14 protein-coding genes and 1 pseudogene are annotated in these 20071 nt (G+C 60.4%); 7 read left to right on the top strand and 8 right to left on the bottom strand.

All coding sequences use genetic code 11. The features are described 5' to 3' along the window. Nucleotides 1-172, top strand: a pseudogene (locus HNW77_RS12040) (IS5/IS1182 family transposase); the annotation flags it as partial. Between the two features lie 78 nt (nt 173-250). On the opposite strand, the gene HNW77_RS12035 reads toward HNW77_RS12040, so the two are convergent. The 6 genes from HNW77_RS12035 to HNW77_RS12010 all read right to left on the bottom strand — a co-directional run bounded on the left by HNW77_RS12035 (nt 251) and on the right by HNW77_RS12010 (nt 8027). Then, entirely contained in the window at nt 251-1474 is a 1224-nt protein-coding gene (locus HNW77_RS12035) for an MFS transporter (RefSeq protein ID WP_172157917.1), read from the bottom strand. Between the two features lie 61 nt (nt 1475-1535). Then, on the bottom strand, nt 1536-2792 hold the full coding sequence (locus HNW77_RS12030; RefSeq protein WP_241694443.1) for an NAD(P)/FAD-dependent oxidoreductase: 1257 nt from the start codon (nt 2790-2792) through the stop codon (nt 1536-1538). 93 nt (nt 2793-2885) lie between these two features. Beyond that, nucleotides 2886-4376, bottom strand: a complete 1491-nt coding sequence (locus HNW77_RS12025; RefSeq protein ID WP_172157915.1) for an amidase — start codon at nt 4374-4376, stop codon at nt 2886-2888. Between the two features lie 286 nt (nt 4377-4662). Then, on the bottom strand, nt 4663-5568 hold the full coding sequence (locus tag HNW77_RS12020; RefSeq protein WP_172157914.1) for an N-carbamoyl-D-amino-acid hydrolase: 906 nt from the start codon (nt 5566-5568) through the stop codon (nt 4663-4665). Between the two features lie 18 nt (nt 5569-5586). Then, on the bottom strand, nt 5587-6819 hold the full coding sequence (locus HNW77_RS12015; protein WP_172157912.1) for a Zn-dependent hydrolase: 1233 nt from the start codon (nt 6817-6819) through the stop codon (nt 5587-5589). After that, a complete protein-coding gene (locus tag HNW77_RS12010) occupies nt 6816-8027 on the bottom strand; it encodes a diaminopropionate ammonia-lyase (RefSeq protein ID WP_172157910.1) in 1212 nt (403 codons plus the stop codon). The genes HNW77_RS12015 and HNW77_RS12010 overlap by 4 nt, the downstream gene beginning before the upstream one ends. 134 nt (nt 8028-8161) lie before the next feature. On the opposite strand from HNW77_RS12010, the gene HNW77_RS12005 reads away from it, so the two are divergent. Beyond that, entirely contained in the window at nt 8162-9049 is an 888-nt protein-coding gene (locus tag HNW77_RS12005) for a MurR/RpiR family transcriptional regulator (protein ID WP_172157908.1), read from the top strand. Nucleotides 9050-9094: 45 nt separating this feature from the next. Here the strand turns inward: HNW77_RS12005 and HNW77_RS12000 are convergent, their stop codons facing one another. After that, complete coding sequence (locus tag HNW77_RS12000) at nt 9095-10432, bottom strand: MFS transporter (protein WP_172157906.1); 1338 nt, start codon at nt 10430-10432, stop codon at nt 9095-9097. 608 nt (nt 10433-11040) lie between these two features. Between HNW77_RS12000 and HNW77_RS11995 the strand changes: the two genes are divergently transcribed. The 5 genes from HNW77_RS11995 to HNW77_RS11975 all read left to right on the top strand — a co-directional run bounded on the left by HNW77_RS11995 (nt 11041) and on the right by HNW77_RS11975 (nt 18886). Then, nucleotides 11041-13449, top strand: a complete 2409-nt coding sequence (locus HNW77_RS11995) for a TonB-dependent receptor (RefSeq protein ID WP_172157905.1) — start codon at nt 11041-11043, stop codon at nt 13447-13449. 94 nt (nt 13450-13543) lie between these two features. Further along, on the top strand, nt 13544-14866 hold the full coding sequence (locus tag HNW77_RS11990; RefSeq protein WP_172157903.1) for a CapA family protein: 1323 nt from the start codon (nt 13544-13546) through the stop codon (nt 14864-14866). Between the two features lie 70 nt (nt 14867-14936). After that, nucleotides 14937-16427 (top strand): amidohydrolase family protein, encoded by a 1491-nt coding sequence (locus HNW77_RS11985; RefSeq protein WP_172157901.1) that lies wholly within the window; start codon nt 14937-14939, stop codon nt 16425-16427. Further along, on the top strand, nt 16424-17410 hold the full coding sequence (locus HNW77_RS11980) for a CobW family GTP-binding protein (protein ID WP_172157900.1): 987 nt from the start codon (nt 16424-16426) through the stop codon (nt 17408-17410). Before HNW77_RS11985 ends, HNW77_RS11980 begins: the two co-directional genes overlap by 4 nt. A gap of 15 nt (nt 17411-17425) precedes the next feature. Next, on the top strand, nt 17426-18886 hold the full coding sequence (locus HNW77_RS11975) for a M81 family metallopeptidase (protein WP_172157898.1): 1461 nt from the start codon (nt 17426-17428) through the stop codon (nt 18884-18886). A 78-nt stretch (nt 18887-18964) separates the two neighbouring features. On the opposite strand, the gene HNW77_RS11970 is transcribed toward HNW77_RS11975, so the two are convergent. Then, on the bottom strand, nt 18965-19972 hold the full coding sequence (locus tag HNW77_RS11970) for a DMT family transporter (RefSeq protein ID WP_241694442.1): 1008 nt from the start codon (nt 19970-19972) through the stop codon (nt 18965-18967). Nucleotides 19973-20071 lie beyond the last annotated feature (99 nt).

Genomic DNA, 20071 nt, shown 5'->3' with positions numbered 1-20071 from the left:
TCGTCTCGACAGACGCCCGTTCGATAAAGCCCTGTTCAAGGCGCGCCATCTCATCGAGAACTTCTTCTGCAAGCTCAAGGAGTTCAAGCGTATCGCCACGCGGAGCGACAAGACAGACAGATCATTCACAGCGATGATTTATCTCTCCGCTGCAATCATCAATTCACGATAATTCCCAACAGGCCCTGAAAAAAGGCGACACCCAGAAAATTTTCGTGCTTCCATCAAGCATTTGTTTCAAAACAGTTTCTTACCGCTCTTCATTGCCCGGCTGATACAGTGCAACCCGGCCACAAGCCATGTTGATTACCATGGCCCATGCCGCAGCGCCCACAAGACAGAGAAAAACGATACTGTAGCTTTTTGTCACGCCGAGAATAAGCCCGATCAGGGGCGCGGAAACAAACCCTGCCACCTGACCACCAAAATTGATGATGCTGATGCCCAACCCGATAAAGACGGGCGGCAACGTGCGCGACGGCAGGAACATGATGGCTGAAAAGGCAAGCGACTTGAAAAAATAGACCAGAACTTCACAGAAAATGACTTCATTGACCGTAGAAGCACAGTACATGCCACCCAGCGCCAGGCATAACAGCACGATGTTCACGTTCATGAACATGCGCTCACGGTCATGAAAATACCGCATCAGCACCCATCCCCCCAGTGCCGTTGCAATCCCGGCGGAAAGGTAGGGCGCAGAAAGCAGAAAGCCTGCGGATTTTAGGGAAATGCCGCATTCACGCAGTAGGTAGGACGGCATCCAGGTATCCAGCCCTTTATTGACAAGGCTGATGCAAAAGAAAATACCAACAAGCCGCCATGTTTCACGCAGTTTAAGAAGTATTGCAATCGTGTGCCAGTTTACGGGAATGGTCGGCACATTGTCCGGCCCCCCTGCCTGTCGTGGTACCGACAGGGCATACACCCCCGCCAGCAGCATCCCCACACCGCTCATGACCACGAACACGGCACGCCAGCCCATGTAATAGATAAGCGGAATGATGACGAACGGCGCAATCATGCTGCCAACAAAGTTTGACGACATCAGGAACGCTGTCGTGCTGCCTCTCTCCTTCGGCACGAAATACTGGTAAATGCTCTTTACACTGGCACCGGGAAAGATCCCCTCCCCCAGTCCGAACAGCACCCTCACCCCGATCAGGGACAGGAACGACCATGTCAGTCCGGTCATCATGGTAAAGGCCGACCATGCGACCAGGCCCGTGATGACAATCCATTTGGGGCCGTACCGGTCGGCCATCCACCCGCCGGGAATCTGCATGAAGGCATATCCCAGATAGAATATGCCCAGTATCATGCCCTGCCTGGCAGGTGAGATATGCAGATCCCCAACAATAACGGGTGCGGCCATGTTCATGGCCGAGCGGTCAAGAAAGGAAAGACACCAGGCCACGTAAAGAAGCGCGAACACCCACCATTTCGATACAGGATTTTTAATATTGAATGGCATCACGGATCCCATTTCATATCAGTAACGGCACAAAGCGGCTGTGTTCGCGCCCGGCCTGCGGTTACAGGCCCAGGCGGTCAGGCAGGTAAGGCGTCATGTTGATGAAAGATGTCTTGCCCGCAATGCGTTCAGCCAGCATGCGCCCTGTTACCGGGCCAAGCGTAATGCCCTGGTGGCCATGGCCAAAATGGAACCACATGCCCTTGTGCCGGGGCGCAGGCCCGATAACGGGCAGCATGTCGGGCATGCAGGGCCGGTTACCCAGCCATGGCCCGCCATTGGGGCGGCTGCCCTCAAGGTCAAGCAATTCACCGGCATGCCGGCAGCAACGGGTTAGTTGCCGCAGGGCAGGCGGCGCGCCGAAACGTGAAAAATCCGCCCCCGTGGTCACCCGCAGCACGCCATCGCCCATCGGGGCCAGCATGGTGCCGGTATGGGTATCGAGCATCGGGGCATCGGGGCAGTTCTTCACCTCGGCAAATTCACGGTGGTAGCCCCGCTTGGCGAAAAGCGGCACATCATACCCAAATGGCAGCAGGGCCTCGCGCGCCCAGGGGCCCAGCGCAATCACCACATGCTCGGCCTGCACCACGCCATCCGCCGTATTGATCTGCCAGCCCGCCCCGTTCGGGCGCAGGGTCTGGGCATGGCCAATGCCAAAGTGGCCGCCATCGCGCCCGAACAGTTCCGCATACCGGCCCACCAGTCGGCCGGGGCCGTGAATGCTCCACGGATCACGCCAGTGCAGCGCCCCCGCCATGGTGCCCCTGAGCATGGGTTGCGCCAACGTCAGTTCCGCCCCGTTCAGCACATCAAGCTTCAGGCCATACTGCTCTGCCTTCTGCCGCGCAATCGTGGCTTCAGCCTGCAGTTCACGCGCGGAACGGTACATGATGTACATGCCCGTATCCCTGACGATCTGCTCAGATGCGCCCGCGCGCTCGATCATGGGAAGGTGCTCGTCGAGCGCATGCCGGATCAGGGCGGAATAGGCGCTGGCAATATGGCCATAAGCCGACGGACGTGAATTCCACCAGTACCGCAGCAGGCGCGAGGCAAGACCCGGCAGGGCCGATGGCGTGTAATGAACCGTATTGTCCAGCCCCAGTCCCACCCTGAGCAGCTTGCCCACGGAACGGGGGAACGGATAGGGCTCCACCGCCTCGCGCTGGATGACACCTGCGTTGCCGTACGATGTTTCCAGCCCGGGCTGCCTGGCATCGACCAGAACGACCTCCAGCCCCTGCTGGCGCAGGTGGTAGGCCGTGCTGGTTCCGACCATGCCCGCACCCAAAACGATTACCGATGCCTGCATCATTCCTGTTCCGTTCGTGCCACCACCCCGGCGGTCGTGGCCCCATTATATGTTGACGTAAGGCGTGCCTGATGGATGGGTGATCCTGCGCAGCCGCTACCCGAAAAAACCGGGATACTGCGCGATGGGCGGCGCCTTGCGCAGCGCATCAAGATCCGGCAGCGGGCGGCACAGCGCCGGATCGGATGCCAGCGCCTGCTCCACGGCAAGGGCAACCTGCATCAGCAGCGCATCCCCGCCCCGGGGCGCGACAATCTGCAGCCCGAACGGCATGCCTGCCTCATCAAGCCCCACGGGGATGCTGATGGCAGGGTGCCCGGACAGGGTCACCGCATAGGCCAGCGCCAGCCAGTGATAATAACTGCGCGTTTTCCTGCCATCGATCTCGGCAGGGTACAGTTCCGTCCAGGGCCGGGGAGACAAGGTGATGGCGGGACTGATCAGGATGTCATGATCGCGGAAAAACGCCTGATAGGAACGATAGATACGGGTCTGGAGAACCGCCGCGCGGGCCTGGTCGTGCAGGGTATATTGAAGCCCTTCTTCAATATTGGCACGAATATTGGGGCCAATCTGCTCGAAGTGGCTGACATAACGCTCATGATGCGCCGAAAGGAACATGGAGGCCCGCTGGATGCTGAACACCTCATCAGCCTGCGTGCAGTCAGGATGCGCCTGCGTCATGCTGCCAAACAGGGCGGCAATGGCTGGCACCCTGGCCCGAAAGGCCCGCCTGACAAGATTTTCGGTGGGCGCGAAGCCAAAATCCTCGGTCACGGCAAGGCGCAGCCTGCCGGTGCAGGCGGGCTCGGTCGGGGTGTAGTCCTGCGGCACGGCGCGCACGGCCCCGGTCGGCAGGGTATAGGCAAGCGGATCTTCGCAGGAGTCACTGGCGATGACGGACAGCATGAGCGCCGTATCCGCCACGTTGCGTGCCATCGGCCCGTCAACCGAAAGCGGGAACCAGCCCTGTGGCCGCCGCTCATTCGCCACCAGCCCGGGAGATGGGCGCATGCCGACGATGCCGTTGAAGGCCGCCGGGTTGCGCAGGCTGCCACCCGTATCAGACCCCGTGCACAGGGGCAGCATGCCGCAGGCGAGCGCCGCACCCGAACCGCCAGACGACCCGGCGGCGGAAAGCAGAGGATTGAACGGGTTGCCCGTCGCGCCATATACGGGGTTGCGGCTATTGGCGCCTGCCGCCCATTCCGGCGTGTTGGTCTTGCCAACAATGACCGCCCCTGCGGCACGCAGGCGGCGCACAATGCCCTGATCATGCTCCGGCACGTAATTGGCATAGATGGGGCTGCCGAAGGTCGTGCGCAGATGGGCGGTGACGTGCGTATCCTTGATGCCCACAGGCAGCCCGCATAACGGCCCGACATCCTCCCCGGCCCGTAGGGCCTGGTCAGCGTGGTCCGCCTGGGTACGGGCGGCCTGTACATCCATGGCGACAATGGCATTGATGGCGGGATTGATGTCCTCGATCCGCTCAAGGCAGGAATCCAGGACCTCATGGGCGGAAACATCACGCGCCCGCAACATCTGACAGAGCCCTATTGCCGATACATCACACAGACTGGTCATGACTTTTCTTTCCGCGCCCCATAAACAGCGGGAACGATATTTACGTTAATAAATATCGGACCCATATACATGCATACAATACGAAACAAACGATAGAAAAAATAGACACAAGTTCCGTAATGCAGGCCTGTATACAGGCCACCACACCGGAACGGGTAAACCATAACAGCATGTTATTTTGACATGCAAACAAATATATTTTGCCTGCTGAGCCCGGACCGGCAGCGCGGATGGATATGAAAGCTTATTTCTCTCTATGAAACAGAAAAGAATATTCTCTCATAAATCATATCGCGGTGTACATGTCGGGGCGCCTGTTCTTTGAAAAGTTGAAGATATTTTCACGCAATTCCTGGCAGCGATCAAGATCACAACATGCCGTTACGACCTCATCGCCGGTGGTGCTGGCCAGCGCCACGATTTCACCCGTGGGGGCAATGATGCAGCTCTGCCCCAGCATCGCGACACCTTCCTCAGTCCCGGCCTTGCCTACGGCTACAACCCACAGGCCATTCTGGTACGCGCCCGCCTGCATGCACAGGTGGTTATGGAAGGACTGGAGATGATCGTGCTCGGGCGCCAGCGGATAATGCAGTGGCGTATTATAGCCGATCAACAGCATTTCGGCGCCGCGCAGGCTGACCTCGCGGTATGTTTCGGGCCAGCGGCGGTCGTTACAGATCGCCATGGACATCTTGCCCCCCAGCACGTCAGCGCAGCCGTAAGGTGCTTCCCCCAGTTCGAAATAGCGCTTTTCCAGATGCTGGAACTGCCGCCAGGGTTCGTGCTCGGGGTGGCCGGGCAAATGAATCTTATGGTATTTCAGGCAGATATTGCCGTCCTGATCCACCAGTATGGCGGTATTGAAACGGCGCATCGTGCCATCGATCACCGTTTTTTCGGCATAACCAAAGTTCATGGCGATGCCGAGTTCACGCGCGCGGGCAAACAGGGGCGCCACTTCAGCCGAGGGCATTTCCGTTTCAAAGAACGTATCGATTTCAGCCTGGTCAGCCATGAACCAGCGCGGAAAGAACGTGGTAAGCGTCAGTTCGGGATACACCACAAGGTTGGCCCCACGCCTTGCCGCCTTTTCAAGCAGGGCAAGCATGCGAACGACAACCTGGGTACGTGTCTCGTGGCGTGCGATCGGCCCCATCTGGGCCGCTGCCACAATAATTTCTCTGGACATCACTCTATCTTTCCGGCTTCAGGCAATGCCTGCCTGATCTGTGACAACACGCAGCAAGAGATTGGCCCCATTCATTATGTCGTCTGGATGGGTGTATTCACGGATATTGTGGCTGATCCCCGCAACACTGGGCACGAAAATCATGGCGGTGGGGGCGATGGGGGCAATCATCTGGGCATCGTGACCCGCACCGGAATACAGCCGCATGCAGCTCAGATCCATCTTGCGGGCTGTTGCCTCGATGGTATCGACAAGGGTGGACGTGAAGGGCACCGGTTCAAAACGGGCAAGGGTGCGGTGCGACACGTTCACGCCGTAACGGGTTGCGGCTTCGCCCATCAGTTTTGCCAGCGTGGATTCAGCCGCGCACAATGCGGTGTTGTCGGGGTTGCGCAGATCAACCGTCATGACCGCGCGACTGGCGACCACATTGACCAGATTGGGGGCAAGGCTCAGTGCGCCAACAGTTGCAAGCTGCTCTGGCCCCATGCGGGCCACCATGTCGGACAGGCCCATGGTGATGTACGCTGCGGCCAGCCCCGCATCATGCCGCAGCCGCATTGGCGTGGTGCCGGCATGCGCCGAGCGCCCCTCCACCGTGATTTCGGTCCATGAAATACCCTGCACCCCGGTGACGATACCGATATTGAGGCCCCGGTCTTCCAGCACCGGTCCCTGCTCGATATGCAGTTCCACATAGGCATGGATGGCCTGCGGCCCGGACTGCATGCCGCAATAGCCGATCCGGCGCAGTTCCTCGCCCAGGACCGAGCCGTCGCATCCCGTTATGCGGTAGGCATCCTGCACATCCATCACACCGGAATAGACCAGGCTGCCCAGCATGTCGGGCGCGTAGCGCGCGCCTTCCTCATTGGTAAAGGCGGCGACCACCACGGGGTGGCGCGGGCGGATGCCCGCATCCTTCAGGCATGCCACGACCTCCAGCCCGGCAATGACGCCCAGCGTCCCGTCATACAACCCGCCGGTCGAGACCGTGTCGATATGCGATCCCATCATGACAACCGCATCCTCGACACCCGCATGGATGCCGAAGATGTTGCCGACAGGGTCGATCCGGATCTCCATGTCCAGTTCACGCATCTGACGCAGCAGTTCGGCGCGCCCCTGTGCATCCGCATCCGTCAGCGCAAGGCGGGAGACCCCGCCCCCCGACAGGGCGCCACAGGCACCAAGGCTGGCGATACGCTGCAGCAGGCGGGTCGGGTTGACCTGGAGTGTGGGCGCCGTCATGCGGGCTGTTCCAGTTTACGGCCGGTTATGCTTTCCCACATCTGCACGTCCGTCGCTCCTTCCGTGCCGACCAGCAGCACGCAGGACTGACCATCCAGCCCCAGCGCCTGGCGCATCGTTCCATCGGCTGCGGCCACGAGCAGGCCAGCCAGGCCCGCGGCCCCGCTTTCCCCCGCAATAACGGGCGGCTGCCCGCTACCCTGCGCCAGCTGCCGGATGGCAACGCGCACGGCCTCATCGGGGATGGCGAGATAGTCGGAAACCGCCCCCTCCACATACGGCCACGCCACGAGGGAGGGCTCGCCACAGGCCAGACCGGCCATGATCGTGTCATGCAGGCCGCTGACAACACTCGGGCGGCCATTGCGCGCACTCAGCAGCAGGCAGGCTGCGTTTTCAGGCTCGACAATGATGATGCGCGGGCAGTTCGCCCCGTAATGTTCCCACAGGCCGGAAATGATGGCGGCGGCAAACCCGCCCACGCCGCCCTGCAGGAAAACATGCGTGGGCCGCGTGCTGCCCAGCTGCTCCAGCGTTTCATGCAGCAGCACGCCGTAACCGCGCATCACATCCAGTGGCACGGTCATGTATCCTTCATAGGATGTATCGGAGACCACCAGCCATCCATTCGCTTCGCCTGCTGCATTGGCGGCGCGCACGGCATCATCATAATTGCCCGGATCACGTACGATTCTGGCACCCAGGCGGGCGATTTCCTCTGCCCGCTGGCGGGTGACCGTACCATGCACGAAAATCACGCTGTTGCAGCCAAAAAGCGAAGCCCCCCACGCAACCGAACGGCCATGGTTGCCATCGGTCGCGCAGGTTACGGTCACCTTCTGGGTGATGTCGCGGTAACGCCCGGCAAGCAGGTCCGCCACCTGCGGCACGTGGCCGGTTTCTTCCTCGATTCGCTGGGCAAGAAGACGAAAAACCGCATACCCTCCCCCCAGCGCCTTGAAGCTGCCCAGACCGAACCGACCGGCTTCATGCTTGTACAGCACGCTGCCCACACCCGCATCGACCGCCATGGCGGACAGCGCCAGCAGCGGGGTTGGCCTGTAACCGGGCCACTGCGAAATAATGGCAAGGGCATCAGCCGTAAAATGACGGTTCAGGGCCTTTGCCAGTGTAGCCGGGTAACCACCCGCCCCACGCTGGCCAGCATGATGCGCATCAATAACCATGCCCGCATACGGATCAGTCACGATTTTCAGTTCCCTTAAAGACGGACAACACGGTAACTCCTGTGACAAGAGTAGGGTTACCCGTGAAACCGCGTACGATTTTCATTATCGTGCTATTATGAAAAAATCTTTTCACAAAGGAAAGGCATAATTTTTTGAACCAGAAAAAAAGCAGTTCGCTCAACCAGCGGATCATGGATGCGCTGGAACACCTCACCCCGGGGGAACGCAGGCTCGCGACCGTAATCCGTGAACTGCATGGCGACATTTCAAGCTACGCCGCAAATGAGCTGGCTGAACGGGCACAGGTTTCAAACGCCACAGCGGCACGGCTGTTCAAGCGGCTGGGATATGAGAGCTACACGGCGGCCCGCGCGCAGGCCCGCGCGCAGGTCAACTGGGCGCCGCCTTCCCTGCGGCAGGAAGAAAGGCTGCGCAACGGTGGCCAGTCGGACAACACGCTCGCGGCCTATATCCAGGCTGATATCAGCAACCTGACCTATACCCTGGAAAAAATTCCGGATCGCGCCATGCACAAGGCCGTCGGCATGATTGTGGCCGCCCCGCGGATCTGGGTCACAGGTTTCCGCAATTCCACGTCACTGGCGTTGTACATGCGCGCGCTGCTGGTCCTGCTCAAGACCGATGTGCGGCTGATTGCCCAGAACGGCATGTCGGCCGGTGATGACGTGGCTACCATGCAGCCCGATGATCTGCTGATTGTCGTCGGGTTTCGCCGGCAGCCGCAACTGGTGCGCAATATCCTGCTCGAGGCCAATAATATCGGCATGCAGAGCATTCTGGTCACCGACCTGCACAGCGCCCCGCTGGCCAGTCTTGTCACCGTATCCCTGCTGACCTTCAGCGACAGCCCCGGAATTTTTGACAGCTACAGCGCAGGCACCACCGTCATCAATGCCCTATGCTCCATGGTGGAACGCGCGATGGGTACCGAAACGACCGAACGCCTGGCCCGTATCGAGATGCTGTACCGGCAGGTGGACAACCTGCACGGGGAATCTGAAAACACGAACACGGTCTGACGGGCAGCCAGCGCACGGCTGCCCACAGTCAGGCCTGCTGCGTGCCTAGGCGGCTACGGCCGTGACCGGCTTGTGCTGCCTGGCAGGCCCGCGTGGCACGGACACGAACAGGAGAATGCTGCCGGTGGCCACGATCAGGCCCATGCAGACAAGGCCCGCGGCAAGGGTGCCGGTCCAGTTCGTGAGGTGACCGATGATGATGGGACTGCAGAACCCGCCCATGAGCCCGATGGAATTGACCAGCGCAAAGCCGCCAACCGCACCCGGGCCCTTGAGCATCTCGCACGGCACGGCCCAGAAGATGATGTAGGCGGAAAAGATCAGCGAGATTGCAATGGAGACGACCACAAGCGACAGGAACAGGCTGCCCCCCACAAACGCCGTAACGAACAGGGCCAGCGCACCGAAGGCTGCCGGCAGCGTGCTGTGCAGCCTGCGCTCACCCGTGCGGTCGGAGCGGCGCGCCCATATGATGATCGCGATCGTGCACACGGCGTAGGGAATGGCCGAGAACAGGCCGGTCTGTAGTTCCGACTGGACGCCAGCATTGCGTATGATGTTGGGCAGCCAGAAATTGACCGTGTAGATACCGCAGATCAGGCAGAAATAAGCCAGGGAAAGCACATAGATCACGGGCGAGCGCAGCACGGCCCGAAAACTGGAAAAATAGACCGCCGAAGGGGCCGGCGCGCTATCGCGTTTCAGCAGCATGCGTTCGCGGTCATCCAGCCAGCGCGCATCTTCGGGGCGGTCGGGCAGGATGAAGAAGACCACAACTCCCATGATGATGCTCGGCAGCCCTTCCAGCATGAACATCCACCGCCAGCCATCCACCCCGCCGACATGATCCATCGACGAGATCAGCCACCCCGAAAGCGGCCCGGCCATGACACCGGCCAGGGGCGATGCGGTCTGCTGCACCGAAAGGACGGTAGCCAGCCGTGAAGGCGGATACCACAGGCCCAGGTAGAACATGCATGCAGGCGCGAAACCGGCTTCGAACATGCCGAGCATGAAGCGCAAGACGTAGAACATGTTCTTGTCATGTAACAACCCCATACAGGCCGACGTCGCCCCCCACAGGACCATGATGCGCGCGAACGTACGCCGCGCGCCCACACGCGGCAGCATCAGATTCGATGGAATTTCGAACAGGACATAACCAATGAAGAAAATACCCGCAGCCATGCCGTAATCGCTGCTGTTCATGCCCAGATGTTCGGAAATGTTCTTCTGCGCAAACCCGATATTCAGCCGATCCACACAATCGAGAAGATAGGCAACCAGCAGGATCGTTACGATACGCACATCCATCTTGCGATAGATGCGCCCGAGCATGTCCTGCTCCGTTGCGTTCATGGAAGATCGTGATGGATCAGCCATCAATAAACCCCGCTCTGCTTTGACTGTCGATAATGAAAATATTCTGCGCACATCTACTTGCAGATTGTGTGGGGAACAGCCTCACAACCTTCCCCACAGTGCAAAATCTGATGCGCCTGCCAACCGACTTTACGATTCAAAGGCACGGCCATGTCAACGCAGAAAAGTGTTTCGGTGCCGAATTTAATGTCATGCATGAAACGAATGCGGCCGCCCCCGTGCCGGACCGCGATCCGACTGAACGGAGCGTGACATTTTTATCGCGTCACCGATGATGCGAAAGCACGTCACCCCCGATTCAGACCGATTTCGATATGAAAAATCCTCCGGAAATCCTGTAAAAAAAATAAAAAAAAGACATTCAATTAATTGATATAGAACGATATTATTGTCTTCATTCATTTTTGGTAATGAAAAAATTGTTGCCACAGAGGCAACGGTGAATAACAAAATAGCAGCTGTGAAAACAAACCACATCCGTAATGATCAGCGCAGTTTCCCGACAGGAACGCAAAACGAGTCCTTATCCCCCACCCCACACACGATCAGGTGCTGCGAACCATCAGGCGTTTGTGTCACCCCAGCATGATTGGAGGCGTGAGTTGAGCTTGAAAAAATTTGCACTGCGCAAAACCTTGCTACTGGCCACGGCCTTCGGCTGGACAGGATATGACCTGCAGCACAGTGTCATGGCGGCTGATACCCAGCCTGCGCACACTACGGCACAACGCCCCCATCGTGGCGCGCCGCAGCATGCCGTATCGACACATTCCACGGCCGCCGCCGCCACCCTGCAGTCCAGGGCGGCACCTGAAACCATCAGCGTGCGCCGCAACCGCGCCCTCCAGTTCTCTGCAGCGCAGCACGAGCCGGATTCCACTTCACACATCAGCGCCGCAGCACTGATCGAGCAGCATGTGCAGACGGTCAATGACCTGCAGCGCCTGGTGCCCAACCTGACAATCCAGACCGAAGGCGGCTCCACTTCCGCATCGTATTACCTGCGCGGCATCGGCCTGGAAGACTACACGCAGAACAACATGTCATCTGTCATGACCTACTTCGATGACGTGGCATTCCCGATCAGCTCCATGAGCACGGGGCAGATGTTCGATGTTTCCGCCGTGGCCGTGGAACCGGGGCCTGTAGGCACCGAGCATGGCATGGCCGACACGGGTGGCGAGGTGCGTATCGACAGTAACGCCCCCACAAAGGAATTCCATTACGGCGCATCGGAGGACATCGCCTCCTATGCCCGCAGCAAGACCAATGCCTACGTATCGGGTTCGATCACGCATAACCTGCAGTACCGCATTGCGGGGCAGATGCTGGAAGGTGGCGGCTATTTCCGTAACCGCGATACCGGGCAGACCGTGGGCAACGCCAACATGGGCGCCCTGCGCGGCCGCCTGGCCTGGCAGCCTGACAGCAAGACCAACATCGACCTGATCGCCAACTGGTCACAAGATGAATCGCAGTCCGGCTACGGTTTCGTGCTGAGCGATCCGTATTCATCCTCCACCTACGGTGCCCAGCCGCGCGACCAGAACATCTACAATACCGGGTGGAACCTGAACCCGAATTTCGCCAACAAGGTGGGCATCAGCCCCAACAGCGTGCCCAACAACCACGACGTGACGTGGAGCATCATCCTCAAGGGGTCACGCGATCTTGGTTTTGCCAAGCTGAAATCCATCACGTCCTTCGCACAGCAGCAGCGCCACGAATACAATGACCGTGACGCGCTGGACCTGCGATCGGGTGATACATATTTCGTTGGCGAATCGAATGTCTTCTCGCAGGAACTCCGCCTCGAAGGCAGGCCGATGTTCAACGACCGCTTCAAATGGACCGTTGGCGCCTATTATAACCGCACCCGTACTTTCGGGGCAAACTGGTTCGATTCAACCGGCACCAATCCGTCTGATCCGTTCATTCGCGACAGCTATCACAACCAGCCTGCCGAAACATTCGATCAGTTTGTCAACCTGAGCTACAAGATCATTCCCAGCGTCCGCATCAACTTCGGGCTGAACCACGAAACCGATACCCGCCAGATCGTGGATGACACGGTCGTGCAGTATTACGGCCCCACGAATGCTGAAAAGCGGCTGATGAACGGCAGTCCCTTCCCCACCTTCGGCGCGATGACCAACCAGTTCTCGGGGCGTGTGGGCATTGACTGGCGCATCAACCAGGACGTGATGCTGTATGCCTCCATCAAGCGCGGCGTGAAGCCTGGCGGCTTTACCACCAATACAACGGTATCAGAAGCACAGCTCAAGCCGTTCAAGCCGGAATGGGTGCTGGCGTACGAAATCGGGGTCAAGAGCGAGTTCTTCAAGCATCGCCTGCGTGTCAACGCCGCCATGTTCTATGATGATTACCATGACAAGCAGATCCTGGGGCAGATCGTCATTCCCGGCCAGCTCAACCAGGGCCTCAACCCCACGCCGGGCATCTATGGTTCCTACATCAATGCGCCCAAATCCACCATCTGGGGCACGGAAGTGCAGATCCAGGCCCACCCCATCCGCGGCCTGAGCCTGACGCAGAACATCGGCTGGGAACGCGGCACCTATGATCAGTTCCAGGAAGTCAACCAGCAGGCCGTGCAGGCATATTTTGCCCAGACCCAGACATACAAGTCCTTCACCACCAACTATAACGGCGCGGACATGGGTATCCCCAAGCTGACGCTGAACGGTTCGGTGTCCTACCAGACCAGGCCGCTGCTACATAACGCCTACACCCTGACCTTCGAGGGCAACTACTCCTACCGCGGCGCACAGGGCTGGCAGCCTCGCGCAACAGGGGTTTACGTCATTCCCTCCTACTTCCTGATGGGTGCGAGCATCACCTTCAAGCCGCGCAATGGGCAGTGGTATGTCAACGCCTATGCCTCCAACCTGCTCAACCGCCATTATATCCTGAGCGAAACCTTCGCCACGGTTGACCAGATCGGTTATGCCGGCGCGCCGCGCTTCGTGGGCGGGCGTTTCGGATGTGATTTCTGAACCATGAAACAAGCCATGTAACCGACTGGCATCCCACACGGGGTGCCAGTCTTTTTTTGTTTCAAACGCCATTGCATGAAAAGAAGAGCCCGCCATGCGCATTGCCCTTACGGGAGATAGCATTCTGCTCCGTCGCCTCAACAGCCTGGAAGATGAAGCCCTTCTGCCGCTATTCGACCTGATCCGTGGCACGGATGTTGCCTTTACCAACCTGGAAGTGCTGCCAAACGATTTTCAGGGTGATCCGGCCCTGGAAAGTGGCGGGTCGCATTTCGGTGCGCCGTCCTGGGTGATCGATGAACTGTGCGATGCAGGCTTTGACCTGTTTGCAACAGCAACCAACCACAGCCTTGACTACAGCATCTCCGGCCTGCGCGCGGCCATGGACGCCATGCAGGCGCGCGAACTGCTCTATGCCGGCGTGGGCGACTGCCTGGAGGCGGCACGCAGGCCCACCTACTGCACCCGCCCGCAGGGCACGGTGGCCATGACATCGTGCACATCAAGCTTTGCCACAGGCCAGGAAGCCGCCCCCCAGACCGATGGCATGCAGGGCCGGCCCGGCCCCAGCGCGCTGCATTTTGATACGATGCACACCATCACGCCCGAGCATTTTACGACGCTGCGCGATATTGCCGTATCACTGGGGCTGGAGACATTGCGGGAGCGGACCATCCAGCTCGGTTTCGCCTTTCCCTCCGCCGATCCGTCCGTGCTACCTGTCGGTGGCCTGAACTTCCGTGCCGGCACCCAGGCCCGCATCACCACCACGCCAAACGCGCGCGACCTGGCCGACATGGCGCGCTGGGTGGAAGAAGCCCGCATGACGGCAGACAGGGTGATTGTCAGCATTCATGCCCATGAGGTGGGCTACAACACCGCAGGCCAGCTTGACCCTGAAATTCCGGCGGAATTCCTGCGCACCTTCGCCCATGCCATGATCGATGCGGGCGCCGACATCGTTGCAGGCCACGGGCCACATCTGCTGCGCGGCCTGGAAATCTATCAGGACCGGCCGATTTTCTACAGCCTGGGCAACTTCATCGGGCAGAACGAGCTTGTGCCCCGCCTGCCTTATGATTCCTACCAGCGCTTCCGTGCCGATCCTGCGCAGACTCCCGCCAAGGTGTACCAGCAGCGCACACAGGACGATACCAAGGGCTTCCCCGCCGAAACACGGTTCTGGGAAACGATCATGCCGATCTGTGAATTCGATGCAAACGGGCTGAAATCCATCCGCATCTACCCGGTCAGTCTCGGGCTGGGCATGGAGCGGCACAGGCGCGGCGTTCCCTTCCTTGCAACCGGCGCGCATGCCCGCAGCATAGAAGAGCGCTTTACGCAGCTTTCGGACGCCATGGGCACGACCCTTGCCCCCGATGCGCAAGGGGTCCTGTCCTATGTCCGCCCCTCATGACATCATGACAGAAAAACAGGACAGGCTGCACCGGCAGTCCCTTCGTGCCACAACACACAGGTAACGCGACATGTATGATATCGTCTTGAGAAATGGCCGGCTGATCGACCCTGAAACCAGGCTGGACGTGATTGGCGACGTGGCCATAAACGGCAGCGCCATCGTGGCGGTTGGCAGGGTCGAGGGCACGGGCCACAAAGAAATCGATGCAACCGGCCTGGTGATCGCCCCCGGTTTCATTGACATACATGCCCATGGCCAGTCCCTTGCCGCCGACCGCATGCAGGCATTTGATGGCGTGACTACCACGCTTGAATTCGAAATCGGCTCCCTGCCGGTCGGCCATTGGTACGAACAGCAGACCAAAACCACCCGGCTTCTGAATTACGGCATATCCGTATCATGGGTCGCAGCCCGGATCGCGGTCATGACGGGACAGGATATCAACCATGCCCCGCTCACGCTCATGGGGCGCAGCATCCGCGACCGGCGCTGGGTGGATGACGTGGCAACCGACACGCAGGTCAGCGCCATTACCGCCATGATGGAACAGGGCCTGCGTGAAGGCGGCATCGGCATCGGCATTCCCAATGCCTACCTGCCGGGCGCGGGGGTAAAGGAAGTTTCGCAGATATGCTCGCTGGCGGCGCGCTATGACGTGCCGACCTATACGCACATTTCCTTCTCTTCCAACATCGACCCACGCAGTTCGGTGGAAGCCTATACCCGCCTGATCGGCTATGCCGGATCAACCGGCGCGCGCATGCATATCTGTCACTTCAACAGCACCAGCCTCATGGATATCGAACGCTGTGCCGAACTGGTGCGCAATGCGCAGGCGCAGGGGCTGCGGATCACGGTGGAAGCCTATCCGTATGGCACGGCATCCACCGTCATTGGTGCGCCCTTCTTTGCCGATCCCGCTTTCCCGCAGCGCACGGGCCAGGGATACGACGCGCTCCAGCGCCTTGATAACGGCCAGCACATGACCAGCCGCGAGGACGTGCTGCGCGCCAGCGCGGAAAAGGCCGACAACCTTGTGCTGTGGCACTTCCTGGATGTGGAGAGCAACCAGCGCCACCGTGACCTGCTGGACATATCGGTGCTGTATCCCGGCGGCATCATCGCATCTGACGCCATGCCCTGGACCATGCCTGACGGATCGACCTACATGGGCGATGCGTGGCCCCTGCCCGATGAAGCCGTGGCCCATCCGCGTTCATCCGGCACCTTCACGCGCTTCCTGCGTGTCTACATGAACGAGCGCAAGGCCGTCAGCCTGATCGATGCCATGGCCAAGTGTTCCTGGCTGCCGGCCACCATCATCGAATGCGCAGCCCCGACCATGCGGCGCAAGGGGCGGCTACAGGTCGGGTGCGATGCGGACATCTGTGTGTTCGATGCGGACACGATCAGCGACCGGGCGGAATTCACCGCCATGAACCGGCCTGCGGTGGGCGTGAAATATCTGCTGGTCAATGGCCAGCCCGTGATCGAAGCGGGCGAACTGGCAGCCAATGCCAGCACCGGGCAGCCGGTACGCGGATGCTACCGGGCATGACCGCCCTCACCCCTCCGGCCGGCGCCCGCATGGGTGCGGTGCCTGTCATCGTGATTGGCGGCTTTCTGGGCGCAGGCAAGACAACCTTCATCAACCGGATCATCAACAGCTTCCCCACACGGAAGCTGTCGGCCGTGGTCAATGATTTTGGCGCAATCGACATTGATGCCGATCTCATCAATCTCGGGCGCGAGCAGGTCATTCCGCTGCGCAACGGCTGTATCTGCTGTTCGCTGCAGGGCGACATGCTCTCGACAATCCGTTACCTGCTTGACCAGCCCGTGCGGCCTGACGGCATCATCATAGAATGTAGCGGCGTCTCGCAGATCGGCGATGTCAAGACAGCGCTGCTTGATGCGGTATTCTGGAAGGAAGCGGCGCTCGACAGCGTGATCTGCGTAGCCGACGGGCAGGACATCCTGGAGGACCCGGCCTATTTTGCGCAATCCCTGCGCGCCGAGCAGTTCCGTGACGGTGACTTCATCATCCTCTCCAAAATGGACCAGATGTCCCCTGAGCAGCGCCAGAGCGTGCGCGAACGGGTGCTGGCGCAGGGCAAACGCGCGGAATTCGTGCTGGACAACACCGCCGTCCAGCAGATGGAAAACCTGCTGTTTTCCTTCTCCTTCGACTACGCAGCCACGCCCGGCAGGAGCCGCGGCCTGCGTGCCAGCGATGCCGTGCCCGTCCAGCCCTTTGCCTCGCTGGCATGGGAGAGTGACCGGCCCATCGCGTTCGACATTTTTCAGCAGGTCATCGGCGCGCATGCCCCGACCCTGCTGCGCGCGAAGGGCATTCTCTACGCCAGCCATGCGCCCGAAACACCCGCCGTATTCCAGATGGTGGGCAACCGCGTAACCGTGGGCGCGGGCCATGACCCGGAAGCGGGCACGCACCGCTCACGCATCGTTTTCATCGGATATGAGGGGCAGATCGACCTCAGAACCCTGCGCACGGACATGGACCGCTGCGTGGCTGAATAGGTGGATACACGCTTCATGAAATATTTCATTGCGACGCTTGGAACCGAAACCAACACCTTCTCGCCCATTCCGACCGGGCGCGCCGCCTTCATGGGCGCACGCGACTGGTTCCGCACGGATGGCAGCCTTCAGGCCACGACCGCCGCCACGCTACCGCTGCGCACATGGCGCGCGCGGGCGCAGGCTGACGGGCATGAGGTGGTGGAGAGCCTATGCGCCTTTGCCCAGCCGGCCGGGCTTACGCTCAAGGCCGTGTATGAAGAACTGCGCGACATGATCCTTGATGACCTGCGGCGTGCCATGCCGGTCGATGTGGTCCTGCTTTCCATGCACGGCGCCATGATCGCGGTGGATTATGATGACTGCGAGGGCGACCTGCTTGCCCGTATCCGCGCCATGACCGGCCCGGGCACCGTGATCGGCGCGGAACTGGACCTGCATTGCCACCTGACGGAAACCATGCGGGAAAATGCCAGCCTGATCATCACCTACAAGGAATACCCACATGATGACATAGTGGAGCGGGCGCAGGAGCTTTATGATCTGGCCACCCGCACCGCGCGCGGCGAGATCCATCCGGTCATCGCCTATCATGACTGCCGCATGCTGGCCATATGGCGCACCCCGTACGAACCCGTGCGTTCCTTCGTGGACCGGATGCAGACCTATGAAGGCCATGACGGCATCCTGTCGGTCTCGTTCGCCCATGGCTTCCCCTGGGCGGATATTCCCGATGTCGGCGCCAAGATGATGGTCATTGCCGATGGGGATGAAACCGCAGCGCAGGCACTGGCCCGCAGGCTGGGCCGCGAGATATGGGACATGCGCGACAGCACGGTCGCATCCTACGTGCCCCTGCCCGATGCGATCGGCATGATCCGCGACAATGACAGCGGCAGGCCGATCGTAATCGCCGATGTATCCGACAACGCGGGCGGCGGCGCGCCATCGGACAACACGATCATCCTGCGCGCCGTGCTCGATGCAGGGGTGGATAACGTGGCCGTCGGCTGCATATGGGACCCTGCCGCCGTGGCCCTGTGCATCGAGGCAGGGGAAGGTGCAACCTTCGACCTGCGGCTAGGTGGCAAGTGCGGCGTGACATCGGGCGACCCGATCGATATGCGCGTGACCGTGCGCCGCTGCATCCGCCCCCTGTTCCAGACGGGCCTGAGTAACGGCCAGGCCACCCTGGGTGACAGCGTGTGGCTGCACACGGCGGGGATCGATATTGTCGTGACATCCAGCCGGCAGCAGACCTTTGCCCCCGATGCCTTTACCAATTGCGGCATCTCGCTGGACAAGGCAGCCTTGGTGGTCAAGTCCGCCCAGCATTTCTACAATGCGTTTGCCGCCATTGCCGAGCGTATCATATTCGTGGCGGTACCGGGTTGCGTCATGCCCGACATGAACGGACTCTCCCTGCCCCGGCGGACCATTCCCATGTGGCCCCATGTGGAAGATCCGTTTACCTGACCGGCCTCTCCCGTCCGGGGCCTTCCACCATGCCGCCCGGTCCTGCCGGGCGGCATGGGTGTTTCAGGGAGCGTTTTCCTACAGTTCCGGTCCAAGCATGTTCGGCGTCAGTCCCAGCGGGCGCTCTCCTCCTGCCCGGGCCCGCGCGCCTTCACGCGCCGGGCCAGGAACTGCCCGTGCCGCCCATGCCGAAAGCACGCCACCGGCAATGATGAAAACCAGCCCGATGCCCAGCACCGGGGTCATGGCTTCATGCAGGAAAACCATGGACGCGAGCAGCCCGATGACCGGCACCGCAAGCGTGATGCTGGACATGGAAAAGGTAGAGACCCGGCGGCCGAATTCGCATGAGATGACAAAACACACCGATGTCGCCAGCGGGCCGATGAACAGCAGCAGCCCCGCCAGTTCACCGGACCAGACAATATGCGACGGCGGGCCTTCCTTCGCCCATGCCAGCGCGCCCAGCACAATGGTGGCCAGCAGCATCTGCCACGGGGCCAGCGCGAGCGGGGAAGACGTCCATTTGTGATGGCGCACATGCACGATCACGACTGACCAGCACATGGCCGCGACAAGCAGCATGAGATTGGCCTGCAGCGCACCCGGCCGGGTCCAGTCCATGCCGATGGGCGAACAGATCAGCACGATACCGCCCAGACCGACGCACAGCGCCATCACCCGCCTCAGACCTGGGCGCTGCCCCATGAACAGCCACGCCAGCAACGTGCCCCACAGCGGCGTGGTATAGGCCAGCAGTGCCGCCCGCCCCGCATCCGTATGCTGCATGGCCACAAGCCCCAGCGCCGTGAACGCCATCATCTGCAACCCGCCAACGCTGAACACGATGGGCAGGTCACTGCGCCGTGGCAGGGTAATCCTGCCCCGCAACAGCAGGACGATGAACAGCGTGGCGCCACCCAGCGCAAAACGCAGGACCGCCAGCCATAGCGGCGGCGCAAGTGTGACGCATGTTTTCATGGCGGGCCAGCTCAACCCCCACAGCAGCGCCATGACACCAAGCGCCGCCCCGGTCCGGGCGGCCGGGGAAAAGACCGGCTTTTTATTTGTGGAGGAACCCAGCATCGCGCAGTCGCACCATGTCCTGTGAAGAATGCGGGGAATATATATTGGTCATTGCGGATAAAATTGCCTATTTTTATCCCTTGGAAAGTCTTTATAGAA

The sequence above is a fragment of the Komagataeibacter melomenusus genome (assembly GCF_013155395.1).
Classification (GTDB): domain Bacteria; phylum Pseudomonadota; class Alphaproteobacteria; order Acetobacterales; family Acetobacteraceae; genus Komagataeibacter; species Komagataeibacter melomenusus.
The sequence above is the reverse complement of the archived record's forward strand: the minus strand, read 5'-3'. Positions and strand labels throughout refer to the sequence as shown.